The sequence below is a fragment of the Streptomyces neyagawaensis genome (assembly GCF_023516595.1).
Lineage (GTDB): Bacteria > Actinomycetota > Actinomycetes > Streptomycetales > Streptomycetaceae > Streptomyces > Streptomyces neyagawaensis.
Map to the genome: position 1 here is coordinate 51,487 of NZ_JAMGBG010000029.1, position 17,660 is coordinate 69,146.

At 71.1% G+C, this 17,660-nt stretch carries 12 protein-coding genes and 1 pseudogene; 9 read left to right on the forward strand and 4 right to left on the reverse strand.

The window, feature by feature from the left end; all coding sequences use genetic code 11:
- Positions 1-264: 264 nt before the first annotated feature.
- The 3 genes from tatA (at position 265) to M8J73_RS15220 (ending at position 4,545) form a co-directional block, all read left to right on the forward strand.
- Positions 265-549 (forward strand): Sec-independent protein translocase subunit TatA, encoded by a 285-nt coding sequence (gene tatA / locus M8J73_RS15210; protein WP_055537731.1) that lies wholly within the window; start codon positions 265-267, stop codon positions 547-549.
- 50 nt (positions 550-599) lie between these two features.
- Positions 600-1,562, forward strand: a complete 963-nt coding sequence (gene tatC, locus M8J73_RS15215; protein ID WP_055537732.1) for a twin-arginine translocase subunit TatC — start codon at positions 600-602, stop codon at positions 1,560-1,562.
- Positions 1,563-1,695: 133 nt separating this feature from the next.
- Positions 1,696-4,545 (forward strand): DEAD/DEAH box helicase, encoded by a 2,850-nt coding sequence (locus tag M8J73_RS15220; RefSeq protein ID WP_249828720.1) that lies wholly within the window; start codon positions 1,696-1,698, stop codon positions 4,543-4,545.
- Positions 4,546-4,631: 86 nt separating this feature from the next.
- Here M8J73_RS15220 and atzF read toward each other — a convergent pair whose 3' ends face one another.
- The 4 genes and pseudogenes from atzF to M8J73_RS15240 all read right to left on the reverse strand — a co-directional run bounded on the left by atzF (position 4,632) and on the right by M8J73_RS15240 (position 11,642).
- Positions 4,632-6,332: an allophanate hydrolase gene (gene atzF, locus M8J73_RS15225; RefSeq protein WP_249828721.1), complete on the reverse strand. Its 1,701-nt coding sequence runs from the start codon at positions 6,330-6,332 to the stop codon at positions 4,632-4,634.
- A 156-nt stretch (positions 6,333-6,488) separates the two neighbouring features.
- Positions 6,489-10,004, reverse strand: a complete 3,516-nt coding sequence (locus M8J73_RS15230; RefSeq protein WP_249828722.1) for a 5-oxoprolinase/urea amidolyase family protein — start codon at positions 10,002-10,004, stop codon at positions 6,489-6,491.
- Between the two features lie 188 nt (positions 10,005-10,192).
- Positions 10,193-10,777: pseudogene (locus tag M8J73_RS15235) on the reverse strand (urea amidolyase associated protein UAAP2); the annotation flags it as partial.
- A gap of 40 nt (positions 10,778-10,817) precedes the next feature.
- Positions 10,818-11,642, reverse strand: coding sequence for an urea amidolyase associated protein UAAP1 (locus M8J73_RS15240; protein WP_055538141.1), 825 nt, complete (start codon positions 11,640-11,642; stop codon positions 10,818-10,820).
- Between the two features lie 379 nt (positions 11,643-12,021).
- On the opposite strand from M8J73_RS15240, the gene M8J73_RS15245 reads away from it, so the two are divergent.
- The 6 genes from M8J73_RS15245 to M8J73_RS15270 all read left to right on the forward strand — a co-directional run bounded on the left by M8J73_RS15245 (position 12,022) and on the right by M8J73_RS15270 (position 17,653).
- Positions 12,022-12,585, forward strand: coding sequence for a TetR/AcrR family transcriptional regulator (locus tag M8J73_RS15245; RefSeq protein ID WP_055538140.1), 564 nt, complete (start codon positions 12,022-12,024; stop codon positions 12,583-12,585).
- 392 nt (positions 12,586-12,977) lie between these two features.
- Complete coding sequence (locus M8J73_RS15250) at positions 12,978-14,615, forward strand: sensor histidine kinase (RefSeq protein WP_055538139.1); 1,638 nt, start codon at positions 12,978-12,980, stop codon at positions 14,613-14,615.
- Positions 14,612-15,019: a roadblock/LC7 domain-containing protein gene (locus tag M8J73_RS15255; RefSeq protein WP_055538138.1), complete on the forward strand. Its 408-nt coding sequence runs from the start codon at positions 14,612-14,614 to the stop codon at positions 15,017-15,019. The genes M8J73_RS15250 and M8J73_RS15255 overlap by 4 nt, the downstream gene beginning before the upstream one ends.
- Positions 15,016-15,426, forward strand: coding sequence for a DUF742 domain-containing protein (locus M8J73_RS15260; protein ID WP_055538137.1), 411 nt, complete (start codon positions 15,016-15,018; stop codon positions 15,424-15,426). The genes M8J73_RS15255 and M8J73_RS15260 overlap by 4 nt, the downstream gene beginning before the upstream one ends.
- Positions 15,407-16,027 (forward strand): GTP-binding protein, encoded by a 621-nt coding sequence (locus M8J73_RS15265; protein ID WP_055538136.1) that lies wholly within the window; start codon positions 15,407-15,409, stop codon positions 16,025-16,027. Before M8J73_RS15260 ends, M8J73_RS15265 begins: the two co-directional genes overlap by 20 nt.
- A 150-nt stretch (positions 16,028-16,177) precedes the next feature.
- Positions 16,178-17,653: a cytochrome P450 gene (locus tag M8J73_RS15270; protein ID WP_055538135.1), complete on the forward strand. Its 1,476-nt coding sequence runs from the start codon at positions 16,178-16,180 to the stop codon at positions 17,651-17,653.
- The last annotated feature ends 7 nt before the right edge of the window (positions 17,654-17,660 follow it).

Sequence of the window (17,660 nt, forward strand, 5' to 3'; positions counted from 1 at the left end):
TGCGGTGCGGGCGTGGCTGCTGTGAGTCGGTGGGCCTGTGCGGTTTGCGCCACTTCGCCCTGTCACCTTCATACCTTCGGCAGGTACGCTGCCTGTCGCGGCCCGGTGAACGAGGCCAGGGTCGCGCGAATCGGGAGTACGCACAGGGATTGCCTCTGATTCACCCCTGAGCGTTACGATCGCTGCCAGTGCGATCGTTCGGACACTTGTCCGACCGGTCGGACAGCCCTCACCCGCCCGCCTCGGTGAAGAAGGTAGACAGTTATGGGTAACCTCGGCCCCACCGAGATCATTCTGATCCTCGTCGTCGTCATTCTGCTGTTCGGTGCGAAGAAGCTCCCGGATATGGCGCGTTCGCTCGGCAAGTCGGCCCGCATCCTCAAGAGCGAGGCCAAGGCCATGAAGAGCGACGGCCAGGACGACACCACCTCGGCCGCGCCCGCGCACACGAGCGGCGAGGCCCAGACTCAGCGCACGATCCAGGCCGCCCCCGGTGACGTGACCAGCTCCCGGCCCGTGGCCGAGCCGACGGACACGACCAAGCGCTGACGCAAGGCCGGACGGGACGTCCGGCCTGCCGCACGAGATGAGGACGTGGGTTGCTCAAGTCTGCCCGCAAGACGGAGAAGGATCCGGAGGGGCGCATGCCCCTCGCGGAGCACCTGCGCGAGCTGCGAAACCGTCTGGTGAAGAGTCTGCTGGCGATCGTCATCGCGACCGTCTTCGCAGTCCTCTTCTACAAGGACATCATCCAGTTCTTCACGGATCCCATCCTCCGCGCGGTGGGATGCGACTACTCCTTCGCCGAGCTGGCGAAGAACACCAATGAGACGCAGTGCGCGCGCATCGTGCAGAACGGTCTTCTGAGCCCGTTCACCCTCGCCCTGACGGTCTCCCTGTCGTCGGGCGTGGTGCTGGCCGCACCGGTGTGGCTGTACCAGCTCTGGGCGTTCGTCGCCCCGGGTCTGCACCGGAACGAGAAGAAGTACAGCCTGGGTTTCGTGGCGGCGGGCTTCCCGCTGTTCGTCATGGGTGCGTACTTCGCGTACTGGTCGTTGCCCAAGATGGCCTCGGTGATGCTGCAGTTCTCCATCATCGGAAGCGACAACCAGCTCCCCCTCGACGACCTGCTGAACCTCATCATGCGGATGATCGTCGTCTTCGGCCTCTCCTTCGAGCTGCCGCTGCTGCTGGTGATGCTGAACTTCGGTGGGGTGCTCTCCGGTAAGAAGATGGCCGGCTGGTGGCGGGGCATGATCCTCGGCATCACGCTGTTCGCGGCCATCGCCACCCCCAGCACCGACCCGATCTCGATGCTGGCCCTGGCCGGCCCCATCTGGGTCCTGTACTTCGTGGCGTCGGCCATCGCCCTGCTCAACGACAGGCGCCGGGCCCGCATCGAGGCCCTGAAGCCGGGCGACGACGAGGCCTCCGAGCTTGATCTCACGCCCGAGGACATCGGCGAGGTCGAGACCGTGTCCGTGAGTACGGCGCTGCCGTCTCCCTCGCCGTCACCGGAGACGGAACGCGACCGGATCAACGGCTACGACGACGTCACCTGACGCACCGCACCACACCCATCCGTGACGTGACGTACACGCACCGCCACGGAACAGACCTCGCAAGGCCGGGAGCGGCCGGGGCGCCCACAAGGCGCACCCGGCCGCTCCCGTGCGCGGGGCAGTCATCCGGATAATGATCGTCCCGTTGTCAGTGGGGCCCGGTACGCTCGAAAGCACGATGACAGAGGATCTCTCACCGGCCGAGCGGTATGCGGCAGCACGTAGGCGCGCTGCCGAGCAGGCCACCGCGCTCGCGTCCTTCCGCGAGATGTACGACTTCGGCCTCGACCCCTTCCAGATCGAGGCCTGCCAGGCGCTCGAGGCGGGCAAGGGCGTCCTGGTGGCCGCCCCCACCGGCTCGGGCAAGACGATCGTCGGCGAGTTCGCCGTCCACCTCGCCCTGAAACAGGGCAAGAAGTGCTTCTACACGACACCCATCAAGGCCCTGTCGAACCAGAAGTACGCCGACCTGTGCCGCCGCTACGGCGCCGACCAGGTCGGACTCCTCACCGGCGACAACAGCGTCAACTCCGACGCCCCGGTGGTCGTGATGACCACCGAGGTCCTGCGGAACATGCTGTACGCGGGCTCCCAGACCCTCCGCGGCCTCGGCTACGTGGTCATGGACGAGGTGCACTACCTCTCCGACCGCTTCCGCGGCGCCGTCTGGGAAGAGGTGATCATCCACCTCCCCGAGTCGGTCACCCTCGTCTCCCTCTCGGCGACCGTGTCGAACGCCGAGGAGTTCGGCGACTGGCTGGACACCGTGCGCGGCGACACCGAGGTGATCGTCTCCGAGCACCGGCCCGTGCCGCTGTTCCAGCACGTGCTCGCCGGCCGGCGGATGTACGACCTCTTCGAGGAGGGCGAGGGCCACCGCAAGGCCGTCAACCCCGACCTCACGCGCATGGCCCGCATGGAGGCCAGCCGCCCCTCGTACCAGGACCGCAGACGGGGCCGCGCCATGCGCGAGGCCGACCGTGAGCGCGAGCGCCGCCAGCGCTCCCGCATCTGGATCCCGAGCCGGCCGGAAGTCATCGAACGGCTCGACTCCGAGGGCCTGTTGCCGGCCATCACCTTCATCTTCAGCCGCGCCGCCTGCGAGGCCGCCGTCCAGCAGTGCCTGCACGCGGGCCTGCGCCTCAACGACGACGACGCACGCCTGAGGGTGCGCGCCCTCGTCGAGGAGCGCACCGCGTCCATCCCCTCCGAGGACCTCCACGTCCTCGGCTACTTCGAGTGGCTGGAAGGCCTGGAGCGTGGCATAGCGGCCCATCACGCGGGCATGCTGCCGACGTTCAAGGAGGTCGTCGAGGAACTCTTCGTGCGCGGCCTGGTCAAGGCCGTGTTCGCCACCGAGACCCTCGCCCTCGGCATCAACATGCCCGCCCGTTCGGTGGTGCTGGAGAAGCTCGTCAAGTGGAACGGCGAGCAGCACGCCGACATCACCCCCGGCGAGTACACCCAGTTGACCGGTCGCGCCGGCCGCCGCGGCATCGACGTCGAGGGCCACGCCGTCGTGCTGTGGCAGCGCGGCATGAACCCCGACCACCTCGCCGGACTCGCGGGCACCCGCACCTATCCGCTGCGCTCCAGCTTCAAGCCGTCGTACAACATGGCGGTGAACCTGGTCGAACAGTTCGGCCGGCACCGCTCGCGGGAGCTGCTGGAGACGTCCTTCGCGCAGTTCCAGGCCGACAAGTCCGTCGTCGGCATCTCCCGCCAGGTCCAGCGCAACGAGGAGGGGCTCGAGGGCTACAAGGAGTCCATGACCTGCCACCTCGGGGACTTCGAGGAGTACGCCCGCCTCCGGCGTGAGCTGAAGGACCGGGAGACCGAACTGGCCAAGCAGGGCGCGGCCCAGCGGCGCGCCGAGGCCGCCGTGGCCCTGGAGAAGCTCAAGCCGGGCGACGTCATCCACGTCCCGACCGGCAAATACGCGGGGCTCGCCCTGGTGCTGGACCCCGGCCTGCCCGCCGGGCGGTCCAACGGCCACCGCGGCTTCGAGTACCACGACGGGCCGCGCCCGCTGGTGCTCACCGCCGAGCGGCAGGTCAAGCGGCTGGCGTCGATGGACTTCCCGGTGCCCGTCGAGGCGCTGGAGCGGATGCGGATCCCGAAGTCCTTCAACCCCCGCTCGCCGCAGTCCCGCCGCGATCTGGCGTCCGCGCTGCGCACGAAGGCCGGCCACCTGGTGCCCGACCGGCACCGCAAGCGGCGCTCCGCAGCCGCCGACGACCGTGAGATCGCACGGCTGCGCGCCGACCTGCGGGCCCACCCCTGCCACGGGTGCAGCGACCGCGAGGACCACGCCCGCTGGGCGGAGCGCTACTACCGGCTCAAGCGGGACACCACGCAGCTGGAGCGGCGCATCGAGGGCCGCACCAACACGATCGCCCGCACCTTCGACCGGATCGTCGCGCTCCTGACCGAGCTGGACTATCTGCGGGGCAACGAGGTCACCGAGCACGGCAAGCGGCTCGCCCGGCTCTACGGCGAGCTGGACCTGCTGGCGAGTGAATGCCTGCGCGCCGGCGTCTGGGAGGGCCTCGGCCCCGCGGAACTCGCCGCCTGTGTCTCCGCGCTCGTCTACGAGGCCCGGGTCGGCGACGACGCGATGGCGCCGAAGCTGCCGTCCGGCGCCGCGAAGGCCGCGCTCGGCGAGATGGTCCGGATCTGGGGGCGGCTGGACGCGCTGGAGGAGGAGTTCCGGATCACCCAGAGCGAAGGGGTCGGACAGCGCGAGCCCGACCTCGGCTTCGCCTGGGCCGCGTACATGTGGGCCTCCGGGAAGGGGCTCGACGAGGTGCTGCGGGAGGCGGACATGCCGGCCGGTGACTTCGTGCGGTGGTGCAAGCAGGTGATCGACGTACTCGGGCAGATCTCGGCGGCTGCCCCTTCCGGGTCGACCGTGGGCAAGAGTGCGCGCAAGGCGGTCGACGAGCTGTTGCGGGGGGTTGTGGCCTACTCCTCGGTGGGGTGACGCCTACGGGGGGTGGGGTGCGGGGTGTTCGGCGGGTGCGTGTGTGGCTGGTTGCGTAGTTCCCCGCGCCCCTCGCTGCTCTCCGGTCACATGGGACCCTCGGGTCCGCCGCTGGTCAGGAACGACCTCCAGCCGCCGTAGCGGGTGATGTCCTCGGCGTCCCGCAGGGCTGTCGGTTCGCAGAGGAAGCCGGGGGTGCTCGTGCCGTCGGCCAGCCGCACACTGCCCAAGGCCATGGGGTGGGGGAGTGCTGTCAGGAGGCGGCCCAGGCCCTCCGCCGGGAGGCGCCAGATCTCCGTCTCGATCGCGGCGCCGCCCTCGCCGACGTGGACCAGGCCCGGCTTCGGCGGGGACGTCCGCAGGGCGTGGAGGCGGTACACGGGGGCCGTGGTCGTCGTGCGCTCCAGGCGGGCCCCCAGCGAGAGGAGCTGGGGGTTCAGGGGCTGGCCCGAGAGATGGGCGCCGACCACGGCCAGCCGGGTCTCCGGCGGGAGGAGCGCGGCGATCCTGGCGAGCCGCTCGTCCGTGAACGCCGGGCCGATCAGCATCACACCGAAGGGCAGGCCGTTCACCTCGCCCGCGGGGGCGGCCACCGCCGCCAGGTCGAACAGGTTCGTCGAGTTGGTGAAGCGGCCCAGGCGGGCATTGGCGCCCAGCGGGTCGGCGGCCACATCGGCGAGGGTCGGGTGCCCCGGGGCCGTCGGCAGCAGCAGGGCGTCCGCGTCGGCCAGTTCGACGAGGGCGTGGGCGCGCAGCGCGGCCAACCGGTCCTGATCGGCGAACAGTTGATGGGCCGGGACCTCGCGGGCGCGGCTGATGATGCCTGCCACGGTGGGGTCGAGACAGTCCACACCGTCGGCGAGGGCCTTGTCGACGAAGGCGCCCACCGCCGTGTACCGCTCCGCCACGAACGCGCCCTGGTACAGCATCGCGGCCGCCTCGGTGAACGGGGTGAGGTCCAGGGCGCGGATCTCCACGCCCGCGTCGCCCAGTCGCGTCACCGCCGCCTCGTACGCCTCCGCCCAGCCGTCGTCCAGTTCGCCGAGCTGCTCGCGGGGCGGGACGGCGACACGCCACGGACCCGGGGCGCGCTGCGGGAGGGGCGGGAGGGCTCGGGCCGACGGGGAGGTCATGTGGGCGAGGGCCTGCTCGGCCTCCGGGAGGGTGCGGGCGAACACCGTCACACAGTCGAGGGAGGCGCAGGCGGGGACCACGCCGGTGGTGGGGACCTGACCACGGGTGGGCTTCAGGCCGACGATGCCGTTGAAGGCGGCGGGGACGCGGCCCGAGCCCGCGGTGTCCGTGCCGAGGGCGAGGTCGACGATGCCGAGGGCCACCGCCACGGCCGAACCGGAGCTGGAGCCGCCGCTGACCCTGGACGGGTCGTGGGCGTTGCGGACGGCGCCGTACGGGGAACGGGTGCCGACGAGGCCGGTCGCGAACTGGTCGAGGTTGGTGGTGCCCAGGACGATCGCGCCGGCCTCGCGGAGACGGGCGACGACCGGGGCGTCCGCGTCCGGCGGGTACGCGTAGGCCGGGCAGCCGGCGGTCGTGGGGAGGCCGTGGACGTCGATGTTCCCCTTGACGGCGAGGAGGCGGCCGGCGAGGGGGAGACGGTCCCCGGCGGCGAGGCGGGCGTCGACGGCCCTCGCCTCCGCTTCGACGTCCGGCCGGGCCCGCAGGTCGATCCAGATCTCGGGGCGGTCCACGGCGTCGATGCGCTCGTACGCCAGGCGAACTCGGGTCAGGGCCGGGGTGGGGGACGGGGTCGGGGACGGGTGCGGCATCGGTGCTCCTGGGATGGGACGGTCCGTCGGGCGTGCGGGTGAGCCCGTGTCAGTCGGCTGCGGGGCGAACCCGTGCCCCTCGGCGTGCGGGCGATGCCCCGCCCGTCGGCGTGCGGGGCGATTCCCCTGCCCGTCGACGTGCGGGGCGGGCCCCGATCAGTCGGTGTCGGGTGTCAGGACGAGGAGCGGGGTGCCCGCCTGGACCTGGGCGCCCGGGACGGTCAGGGTCTCGTGGACCACGCCGTTCAGCGGGGAGTGGACGCGGGACTCCATCTTCATGGCCTCCAGGGTCAGCAGGGGCCCGCCGGTGGTCACTCGGTCGCCGGGCCGGACGTGGAGCTGCCAGACCGACGCGGCGAACTCCGCCTCGATCACCCGCCCGCCCGCCGGGACATCGATCTCCGTCGAGGGCACCGGTGCGGCGGTGGCCGCCTCCGCTCGGGCGAACTCACCGGCGGCCTCCCACGCGGCTCGTTCCGCGGCGAAGGCGGACCGCTGGCGGGACCTGAACTCCGCTATGGAGTCGGCGTGTTCAGCCAGGAACCGCTGGTGGTCGGCGAGGGAGAACTCGCCCTCCTCGATCCGCGGGACGAAGCGGCCGGAGATGATGTCGGCCCGCAGAGCGAGGAGTTCGTCCGCGTCCACCGGATACCACTTCACCCGGTCGAAGAAGCGCAGCAGCCAGGGGGAGCCCGCCTCGAAGGCACCGCGCTGCTGCCAGGGGGACCAGACCTGGGTGGTGCGGCCGACGAACTGGTAGCCGCCGGGCCCCTCCATGCCGTAGACGCACAGATACGCGCCGCCGATGCCCACCGAGTTCTCGGCGGTCCAGGTGCGGGCAGGGTTGTACTTCGTCGTCACCAGGCGGTGACGTGGGTCGAGCGGGGTCGCCACCGGCGCACCCAGGTACACATCGCCCAGGCCCAGGACCAGGTACTCGGCGGCGAACACCGTGTCGTAGACGTCCGCCACCGATTCCAGGCCGTTGACACGGCGGATGAACTCGATGTTCCACGGGCACCAGGGCGCGTCGTCGCGGACACCGGCCATGTAGCGGGCGATGGCCTCACGGGTCGCGGGATCGTCCCAGGACAGGGGCAGGTGGACCGTGCGGGAGGGGACGACCAACTCGTCGGCCGGTGGGAGCGAGGCGACGATCCGCCGTACGGCGCCCAGGAGTTCGGGTTGGGGGAGCCGCGCCGGGTCGGTGCGGATCTGGAGGGAACGGATGCCGGGGGTGAGGTCGGTGACGCCGTCGGGGCCCGTCTCGGCCACCGCCTCCATCAGAGCGTGCACCCGCATTCGCAGGCCCAGGTCCAGCTGCATGGGGCCGAACTCGACGAGCAGGTTGTCGTCGCCGCTGCGGCGGTACGTGACCTCGCCGTCCCGGGCCAGGACACCGCCGTCGACGATCGCGGGCCGGGGTGAGGCGTCGTCGGCGACGGGCAGGAAGCGGACCGTGTCGCCCGGGCGGAGCTGCCCCAGCTTCCAGCGTTCCGTGGAGATCACCGTGGCCGGGCAGACGAATCCGCCGAGTGAGGGGCCGTCGGGGCCGAGCAGGACCGGCATGTCGCCGGTGTAGTCGACGGCGCCGACCGAGTACGGGGTGTCGTGGATGTTGGAGGGGTGCAGACCCGCCTCGCCACCGTCGGTCCGCGCCCAGCGCGGCTTCGGGCCGACCAGCCGTACGCCGGTGCGGGCCGAGTTGAAGTGGACCTTCCAGTCGGCGGCGTAGAACTCGTGGATGTCCTCCTCGGTGAAGAACTCCGGTGCCGCGTGCGGCCCTTCGAGGGCGGCCACCTGCCAGGTCGAGCCGAAGACCGGTTGGGCCTCGGCCGGTACGGGGCTGCCTTCGGTGACCCCTCCGCCGTGCAGCACGTCGCCCGTCCGCAGCTCCCGGCCGCCATGACCGCCGAAGCGCCCCAGGGTGAAGGTGGCCGCGCTGCCGAGGAACGACGGCACGTCCAGGCCGCCCCCGGCGAACAACACGTAGGTGCGCAGGCCGTGTTCCGTGGGGGCGCCGACGGCCAGTACGGCTCCGGCGGGCACCGTCACCGGCTCCCACTGCGGAACGGGGGAGCCGTCCACGGTCACGGGGGTCGGGGCGCCCGTCACGCACACCGTGGTGGCGTGCGTGAACCGCAAGGAGGGTCCCCGCAGGGTGCATTCGAGGCCCGGTGCGCCCTCGGGGTTGCCGAGCGCCGTGTTGCCGAGGCGGAAGGACAGGTCGTCCATGGGGCCGCAGGGCGGTACGCCGACCTGCCAGTACCCGGTGCGGCCGGGCCAGTCCTGCACGGTGGTGAGGGTGCCACCGGAGAGCACCTCGATACGGGGGGTCGGGTCGCTCACGCTCGCGAGAGTGGCGGTGGAGTGGGTGGCCCGCCGCAGATCAGGGTCGCGCAGGGCGGCTCTGAGCTGGCCGAGGTTGGTCTCGATGCCGTCGATCCGGGTCCGGGACAGCGCCTCGTCGAGCCGGCGCAGGGCGTGGGCGCGGTCCGGTCCGTGGGCGACGACCTTGGCGAGCAGCGGGTCGTACGACGTCGTCACCTCGGTGCCGGTCTCCACCCAGCCGTCCACGCGGACGCCCGGCGGGAACTCCACCCGCGTCAACAGGCCCGCGCTCGGCCGGTGTTCGCGGGAGGGGTCCTCGGCGTAGATCCGGGCCTCGACGGCGTGGCCGCGGGGTGGACCCGGGTCGCGGACGACGTCCGACTCGCCGCGTGCCAGGCGCAGCATCCAGGCGACGAGGTCGACGCCGTGGGTCTCCTCGGTGACCGGGTGCTCCACCTGGAGGCGGGTGTTGACCTCCAGGAAGTACGCCTCGCCGCGCTCCGGGTCGTACACGAACTCGACGGTCCCGGCGGAGCGGTAGGCGACGCTCGCGCACAGGTCGCGGGCCGAGGTGGCGAGCCGCTCGCGGACGGCGTCCGGGAGGTTGGGCGCCGGGGCCTCCTCGACGACCTTCTGGTTGCGGCGCTGGAGGGAGCAGTCCCGGTCGCCGAAGGTGACGACGTGGCCGGCGCCGTCGCCGAAGACCTGCACCTCCACGTGGCGTGCGTGCTCGACGAGGCGTTCGAGGAAGACACCGGCGGAGGAGAACGAGGCGGCGGCGACCCGCTGCACCCGCTCCCACGCCTCCGTGAGCTCGGCGACGGACCGGCAGGCCGACATGCCGATGCCGCCCCCGCCGCCGGTGGCCTTCAGCATCACCGGGTAGCCGATGGCCGCGGCGCGATCGAGGGCCTCGTCGAGGGAGGCCAGCAGGCCCGTGCCGGGAAGCAGTGGGACGCCCGCGGCCTCGGCGGCGGCCCGCGCGGTGTGCTTCGCGCCGAACAGCTCCAGCTGCTCCGGGGTGGGGCCCGCGAACACGATCCCGGCGTCCGCGCAGCGGCGGGCGAAGGCGGCGTCCTCGGACAGGAAGCCGTAGCCGGGGTGGACGGCGCCCGCGCCCGCGTCCTTGGCCGCCCTCAGCACCAGGTCGGCGTCGAGGTACGACTCCTGCGCGGGCGCCGGGCCGAGCCGTACGGCTGTGTCGGCGAGGCGGACATGGGGTGCGGCGCGGTCGGCGTCGGAGTACACCGCGACCGTGCGCAGGCCCAGGTCGCGGGCGGTACGGATGACGCGGACGGCGATCTCGCCCCGGTTGGCGACCAGCAGGGTGCCGAAGGTCATGCGGGGCTCCCTTGGGAGGGGGGTTCGGGGCTGGGGGAGGTGGCTCCGGTGGTACCGACGGGGAGTCCGGTGGCTGGGGCGGTGGATCCGGTCGTGGCGGCGGTGGGTCCGGTCGTGTCGGCGGGGGCTTCGGCGGTCGTGCCGGCGGCTTTGGTCGTGTCAACCTGGGCTTCGAGCAGTGGCTGGTCGATGGTCATCTCGACGGCAGTCGGGGTGAAGCCGTTGCAGGGGTTGTTGATCTGGGGGCAGTTGGAGACCAGCACGAGGACGTCGCGTTCGGCACGCAGGGTCAGGGACAGCCCCGGCGCGGAGATGCCGTCGACGATGCCGAGGGTGCCGTCCTTCTCGACCGGCACGTTCATGTACCAGTTGATGTTCGACACGAGGTCGCGTTTGCCGAGGCCGTGCCGGGCGCCCTCCGCGAGGAAGTTGTCCACGCAGGCGTGCTGCGACCAGGTGTGGTGCCCGTACCGCAGGGTGTTCGACTCCTTCGAGCAGGCGCCGCCCACCGTGTCGTGCCGGCCGACGTCGTCGGCGACCACGGTCATCAGCGGGGTGTGCTCGTTGGACATCAGCACACTGCCGGTGGTGAGGAAGATGCCGCCCTGCGCGTGGATCGTGTCGGGAGCGCTGTAGCGGACGGCTGTGTCGTGGGCGTCGTACACGAGGAAGTCGACGGCCTGGTTGCCGTGCAGATCGGTGAGGGTGAGGGTCCCGCCGGCCGGGACGACGGCGGACCAGGCGGCGCGGGCCGCGACGACCACGGAAGTCATACGGTCCCCCTCGCGGCTCGGGCCGCAATGATCACGGTTGTCATGCGGACCCCCTGGCGGTGTGGAACTCGGCGGTGTTGAGGAAGGCCCGGCGTCCCTCCGGGGTGGCGTTCCACAGCGGATCGTCAGGCTCGGTCGCTCGGGCCCGCCAGGCGAGCACCTCCAGCGCGGTGCTCACGTACTCCGGGCGCGGATCGGCCGGGTGCGGGACGTTGGCGATGAGGACGGTGACGTCCTGCTCGGTGCGCAGGGTGACGCTGGTGCCGGGGCCGGCGGAGCCGGTGAAGTCGAGGGTGCCGTCGTCGCGTACCTGGACGCCCTGGAAGAACGAGAGGGAGGGCGGCAGGTCGCGGGGGCCGAGGCCGTTCTTCGCGGCGGCGAGCTTGAACAGTTCGCGTCCGGCGGGGGAGGGGGACTGGGGGCTGCCGTCGCCGTAACGGGCGGTGTTGCGTACGAGGGTGGAGGTGCCGCACAGCGCGTCGTGCCGGCCGGAGGTGTCGGCGACCAGGGAGGCGAGGACGCGGCCCTGGTCGGACAGGAGCAGGACCCCTGCGCCGAGGTAGGCGTTCCACTGGACCTTGACGGTGTCGGCGACGTTCAGCCGCTCCCAGGGACGGTCGGCGACGTACAGCAGGACGTGGGCGCAGGCGTCGCCGTGCGGGTCGGTCAGGCGCAGCTCCGTGCCGCGGGCCAGCACCTTGTGCGTGTAGTTGCCGCCCGCGACGGTCTCGGCCCACACGAGGGGGCCGGCGTCGGGCGGCGGGTCGGGCCAGTCGCCGGCCGGGACGACCGGCATCGCCTCGGCGCGGGTGCCCTCCTGCGCGCGGGCGTGGTCGCGTGCTCCGTACGTGGTCGCTGTCGCCATGGCGGGACCTCCGGGTGCGGCGCTCATTTCTGTCGTGCGACAGAAATTAGGGGGGAGGTGGGTCGCCGCCATGTCCCACGTGTTGCGGGGCAGTTACTGGGGCCTCACCGGCCGGATGTTGGCGGGTGGGGTGGTGGGGGTTGATCGCCTTCCGGTGGGATGTCGCCGTGTGTGTGCGAGGATCGAACGCATGGGAAGCGCGGGTGGTGCGGGCGAACGCACGGGAGGCGCGGGTCGTGCGGGCGAACCCGCGGGACGTGCCGGTGGTGCGGGCGAACGCGCGGGAACCGGTGCTGCGGGCGAGCGCACGGGAAGTGCCGGTGCTGCGGGTGGGCGGCGGGTCGGGAGGCCCAGGGTCGCGCAGCGGCCGGACAGCGGGTTGTCGCCGCGCGGCGAACTCCTCGCGGCGGCGGCCGAGTTGTTCACCACGCGTGGCTATGCCGCCACCACCACCCGGGCCGTAGCCGAGCGGGCCGGGATGCGGCAGGCGTCCATGTATCACTACGTCTCCGGCAAGGAGGAGTTGCTGGCGGAGCTCCTGGAGTCCACGGTGACGCCGTCCCTGGGGTACGCCCGTGAACTGCTCACCCGGGACGCCGACCCGGCCGAGGAGCGGCTGTGGGAGCTGTGTCGCGCCGATGTGGAGTTGCTGTGCGGCGGCCCGCACAACCTCGGCGGGCTGTACCTCCTCCCCGAGGTCCGCGCCGAACGCTTCGCCGGCTTCCATGCCGTGCGGGCCGAACTGAAGGATGCCTACGGCCAGTTGATCGCGGCGACGGCCGTGGGCGCGGCGCTGGCCAAGAGTGAGCTGGAGCTGCGGACCGACCTCGTGTTCGGGCTGATCGAGGGGGTCATCCTCGTGCACCGCTCCGACCCGGACCGCCAGGTGTCCGCGTTCGCCGAGGCCACGGCGGACGCCGCGCTGCGTATTGTCGGCGCCTGACGCCTGACGCCTGACGCCTGACGCCTGGGGTCTGCTGTCTCGGCTTGGCCGTACGACCGACCTTCAGGGCCGGCCCTCGCCCCCTCGCCCCGCACGCCCGCGCTTTCGCACGCCCGTACCCCGTCACGCTATGCGTTCGAGTCACGCCTGAGCGTGTAAACGACCAGAGCGTACTCCTGTCGTGAGGGCGATTTCAGGCGGTTGCTGAATATGACACAGCGATGATCCGGTCGGACTAAGCTCGCCCGCAGCGCGCCGAGTTGAGGTGTATTCGTGCGCTTGTTCCAAAAATTACCGAAGATCCAGTTTGATTCCCGGATGAACCCCCAGCTAGTCCCAGAAGTCCCAGCAAGTCCCCCGACCTCCAGCCGATTTGTCGTTAGAGGGCATACATGGTGAGTGTTCAATCGCCTCCCGGTGGCCGTGACCTCCCCCACGGGCGCGTACTACTGCTGCCGGCGATACTGATGGCCGCGGCGACCGGGATCACCGTCGCCCTGGTGACAGGGCCGATCCGGCTCGCCGTCGGCTTGTCCGGAGCCGTCGCGACACTGCTGCTGATCGCGGTCGCGGTCGTGGCCGTGCGCGGCACCCGCCGCTCCGTGCGCGAACTGCGCGCCCAACAGGAACGGCGGACCCTCTCCCTGGAGCAGCGGATCGCCGCCCACGACCAGGAGTTCACCCGGCTGGCCAAGGAGATCCTGCCCGCCGTGCTGTACCGGCTGCGCGGCGGAGAATCCCCCTCAGAGGTGATTCGCCACGTCATCGACGGAGACGCGGAGTGGCGGGAACTCCCCGAGTCGCAGCGCGACTTGCTGCGCGCGGTGCTCGACATCGTGGACCGCGAGGAAGCGATGCGCGACTCCTCGCAGCGTTCCTTCGTCAACATCGCCCGCCGCGTCCAGGCGATCGTCCACCAGCAGAACAAGGAACTCCGAGAGATGGAGGAGGACCACGGGCGCAACCCCGAGGTCTTCGACGACCTGCTGCGCATCGACCACGGCACCGCGCTGATCGGCCGCCTCGCCGACTCCATCGCCGTCCTCGGCGGCAGCCGCCCGGGCCGTGTCTGGCCCAAGCCGGTCCCGCTGTACAGCTGTCTGCGCGGCGCGATGTCCCGCATCCTGGAGTACCGCCGCATCGAGCTGCACTCCATCGCCAAGGTCAACGTCAACGGCGTCTCCGTCGAACCCGTCATCCACGCCTGCGCCGAACTCCTCGACAACGCGACCCGCTACTCTCCGCCGCACACCAAGGTGCACGTCACGGCGGTCGAGGTGCAGACCGGCGTCGCCATCGAGATCGAGGACGGCGGCATCAGCCTCAGCGAGGAGGCACGGGCCAAGGTCGAGGACATGCTGGCGAAGGCGCAGCAGGGCATGGACATGTACGACCTGGGCGGCAGCCCGCGTCTCGGTCTCGCCGTTGTGGGCCGGCTGTCGACGATGTACAACATGCAGGTCTCGCTGCGGCCGTCCGCCTACGGCGGCGTCCGAGCAGTCGTCGTCGTACCTCGCGACATGCTCACGGAGGAGGCCGCCCCGGGTCTCGCCCACGGCATCGGTATCGGCGCCGTACCCACCATGGACACCGGTGGTGTCGAGGGCCCCAACCGCAAACCGAAGCGTCGTCGTCCGACCACCGGTCCGCGGATCCCGAGCTCGGCGGAGGAGATGGGGCCGGGCGTGGAGGACGACGTGCCCGTCGTCACCGAGTGGACCGCCAACGGCCTGCCGCAGCGCCGCAGCCGGAACAAGATCCCGCTCAGCCAGCGCTACGCCGAGGCCGCCGCCGCGGAAGCCGCGGCAGAGGCGGCGATGGCCGCCGCCCCCGTGTGGCAGCCGGAGCCGGAGCCGAAGAAGGAGCTGCCCCCGCCCGGTATGTGGGTGGAGGCGTTCATGGCCGGGCTCAAGGGCGACCCCGACCCGAACGCATTCAGGAACCCGGACGACTCGACCACGTCCACCGCTCTCACCGCGAACACCGAGCCGGCCCGTACGGAGGCCGACGACGAGGGGGACCTCAAGTGATCCAGCAACGAGCCAATTTCGACTGGATGCTGAAGGATTTGGCCGACGGAGTACCCGGCATCCAGCAGATCGTCGTGCTGTCCGCCGACGGTCTGCGGATCGCCCGCCACGGAGGCGACCCGGACGCGGCCGACCGGGTCGCGGCCGCCTGCGCGGGACTGCAGAGCCTCGCAGGCGCCGTGGCCGGGGAGATCCCGCAGAGCGACGGTCACATGCGGATGGTCATCATCGAGATCAACGGCGGCTACTTCTATCTGATGGCCGCCGGTTCCAACGCCTACCTCGCGGTGCTCGCCAATGAGATCGCGGAGCCCGGCCTGATGAGCAACCGCATGCGGGACCTCGTGGACCGGATCGGCGCCCATCTGACCAGTCCGCCCCGTCGGAACGGGCAGACCGTATGACGCCTCCGCAGCGCCAGCGGCGCCAACCCAAACACGAGCCGTCTCCCCCGCTCCACGAGGACGACCTTCCGAACGCGACGGGAGAGCGGCCCCCCGAGCGTCTCTACATCCTCACGGGAGAGAACGGCGAACGAGCTCCGATCGACCTCGTCACGTTAATCGTCGCGCGCGCCGATCCACCGCCGTCTGCCGCTCCGGAGCAGTCGGCGCTGATCCGAATCTGCCAGGCACCCCTGTCCGTGGCCGAGATCTCGGCCTATCTCAACCTGCCGATCAGCGTGGTGACCGTCCTGCTCACCGAGCTGCTGACGGCCGAACTGGTCCAAGCGCGCGCACCCGTCGTTCGCCAGGCGCGGGCCGACCGTTCCCTCCTCGAAGCGGTGATGCATGGACTTCAAAAGCTCTGACACCATCACGGGTCCACGGACCGAGGACCACCTGCCGCACACCGCGCAGGCCGCGGCGAAGATCGTGATCGTGGGCGGTTTCGGGGTCGGCAAGACGACCATGGTGGGCTCCGTCAGCGAGATCAGACCGCTGACGACCGAGGAGACCATGACCCAGGCCGGCATCGGAGTCGACGACAACTACGGCTCCAAGTCCAAGACCGCCACCACCGTGGCCATGGACTTCGGCCGCATCAGCATCACGGACCAGCTGGTGCTCTACCTGTTCGGAACCCCCGGCCAGGAGCGCTTCTGGTTCCTGTGGAACGGCCTGTTCGAGGGGGCTCTCGGCGCCGTCGTCCTCGTCGACACCCGCAGGCTGGAGGTCAGCTTCGACGTCATGGGCCGTCTGGAGGAGCGCAACGTGCCCTTCGTGGTCGCCGTCAACGACTTCCCGGACGCCCCCCGTTACGCGATCGAGGAACTGCGCCAGGCGCTCGACCTGGCCGAAGAGATCCCGATCATCCGGTGCGACGCACGGCGCCGCGCGTCCAGCCGGGACGTCCTGATGACCCTCATGCGTTTCCTGCACTCCCTGGCGATGTCGAGGGCGTCGGCCTGACCCCGGAACCCCTCCGAGTCCTCGTACCACGACTGCTCTGAGCCGCCCGCCGCACTTGTCCCGACCGGGAGCCGTGTCGTCCCGCACGGTGTCCCCTCTCGGTCTCATCGCACTACATACCGGATCCATTTCCGTTCGAAAGCGATCGTTGTGACGCCTGAATCCCACTCTCTGACCGACACGGACGACCCCTCGGCCGCGCCGCCCCCGGGCTGCCCCGCGCACGACCTCGGCCCCGGCGGCCTGCGCCGGCTCTACGGCCCCGGAGCGGAAGACCTGGGAGCCGTGTACGAGAAGCTCCGCGCCGAACACGGCCCGGTGGCCCCTGCCCTTCTCCACGGCGACCTACCGATCTGGGTGGTGCTCGGCCACAGCGAGAACATGCACATGGTGAGCACCCCCTCCCACTTCTGCCGCGACACCCGCCTGTGGACCCCGATGCAGGACGGGACGGCCAAGCCGGACAACCCGCTCATGCCCCACCTCGCCTGGCAGCCCCTGTGCTCGCACGCCGAGGGCGACGAGCACCTGAGGCTGCGCGGCGCGGTCAGCGGCGCCATGTCGACCATCGACTACCGGGCCATCCGCCGCCACATCAACCGCGCGACCCAGCACCTGGTCAACAAGTTCTGCGAGGAAGGCAGAGCCGACCTGGTCAGCCAGTTCGCGGAGCGCCTGCCCATGGTGGTCATGTGCGAGATCCTCGGCATGCCCGAGGAGTACAACGACCGGCTCGTGGAGGCCGCCCGGGACCTGCCCAAGGGCACGGAGACAGCCCTCGCCAGCAACGCGTACATCATGGACGTCCTGATGCGGCTCACCGCCCGACGCCGGGCCCAGCCCAAGGACGACTTCACCAGCCACCTCATCAACCATCCGGCGCGGCTCACCGACGAGGAGGTCGCCCAGCACCTACGGCTCGTCCTGATCGTCGCCTCCGAGAGCTGCGCCAACCTGCTCGCCAACGTGCTGCGGGTGGTGCTCACCGACCCTGGCTTCCGCGCCCAGCTCAACGGCGGCCAGATGACCGTGCCCGAGGCGGTGGAACAGACCCTGTGGGACGAACCGCCGTTCAGCGCCGTCATCGCCTACTTCGCCAAGCAGGACACCGAGCTGGCCGGTCAGCGCATCCGCCAAGGCGACGGCCTGCTTCTCGGAATCGCCCCCGGCAATGTCGACCCGCGGGTGCGCCCCGACCTCAAGGCCAACATGCAGGGCAACCGCTCCCATCTCGCCTTCAGCGGCGGCCCTCACGAATGCCCCGGCCAGGACATCGGCCGCGCCATCGCCGACGTCGGTGTCGACGCCCTGCTCAACCGGGTGCCGGACATCCAGCTGGCCTGCGACGAGCATGAACTGCGCTGGCGGGAGACCATCTCGAACCGGCATCTGGTCGAGCTGCCGGTGAAGTTCGCGCCGGGACCCCAGCAGGAGGTCACCCTCAGCTCCCAAGCCGAGTCGGTCCCGTCCCAGCGCTCGGGCTCCAGGGCCGCCGCCGAGCAGCCTCGGCCCACGGCTCCGGAGCCCGTCGGCACGCCCCGCACACCCCAGTCCACACAAGCACCGGGACAGGCCGGCCGTAGGGGTGTGTTCCACCGTCTCCTGCGCTGGCTCGGGGGCAAGTGAGGCGCCC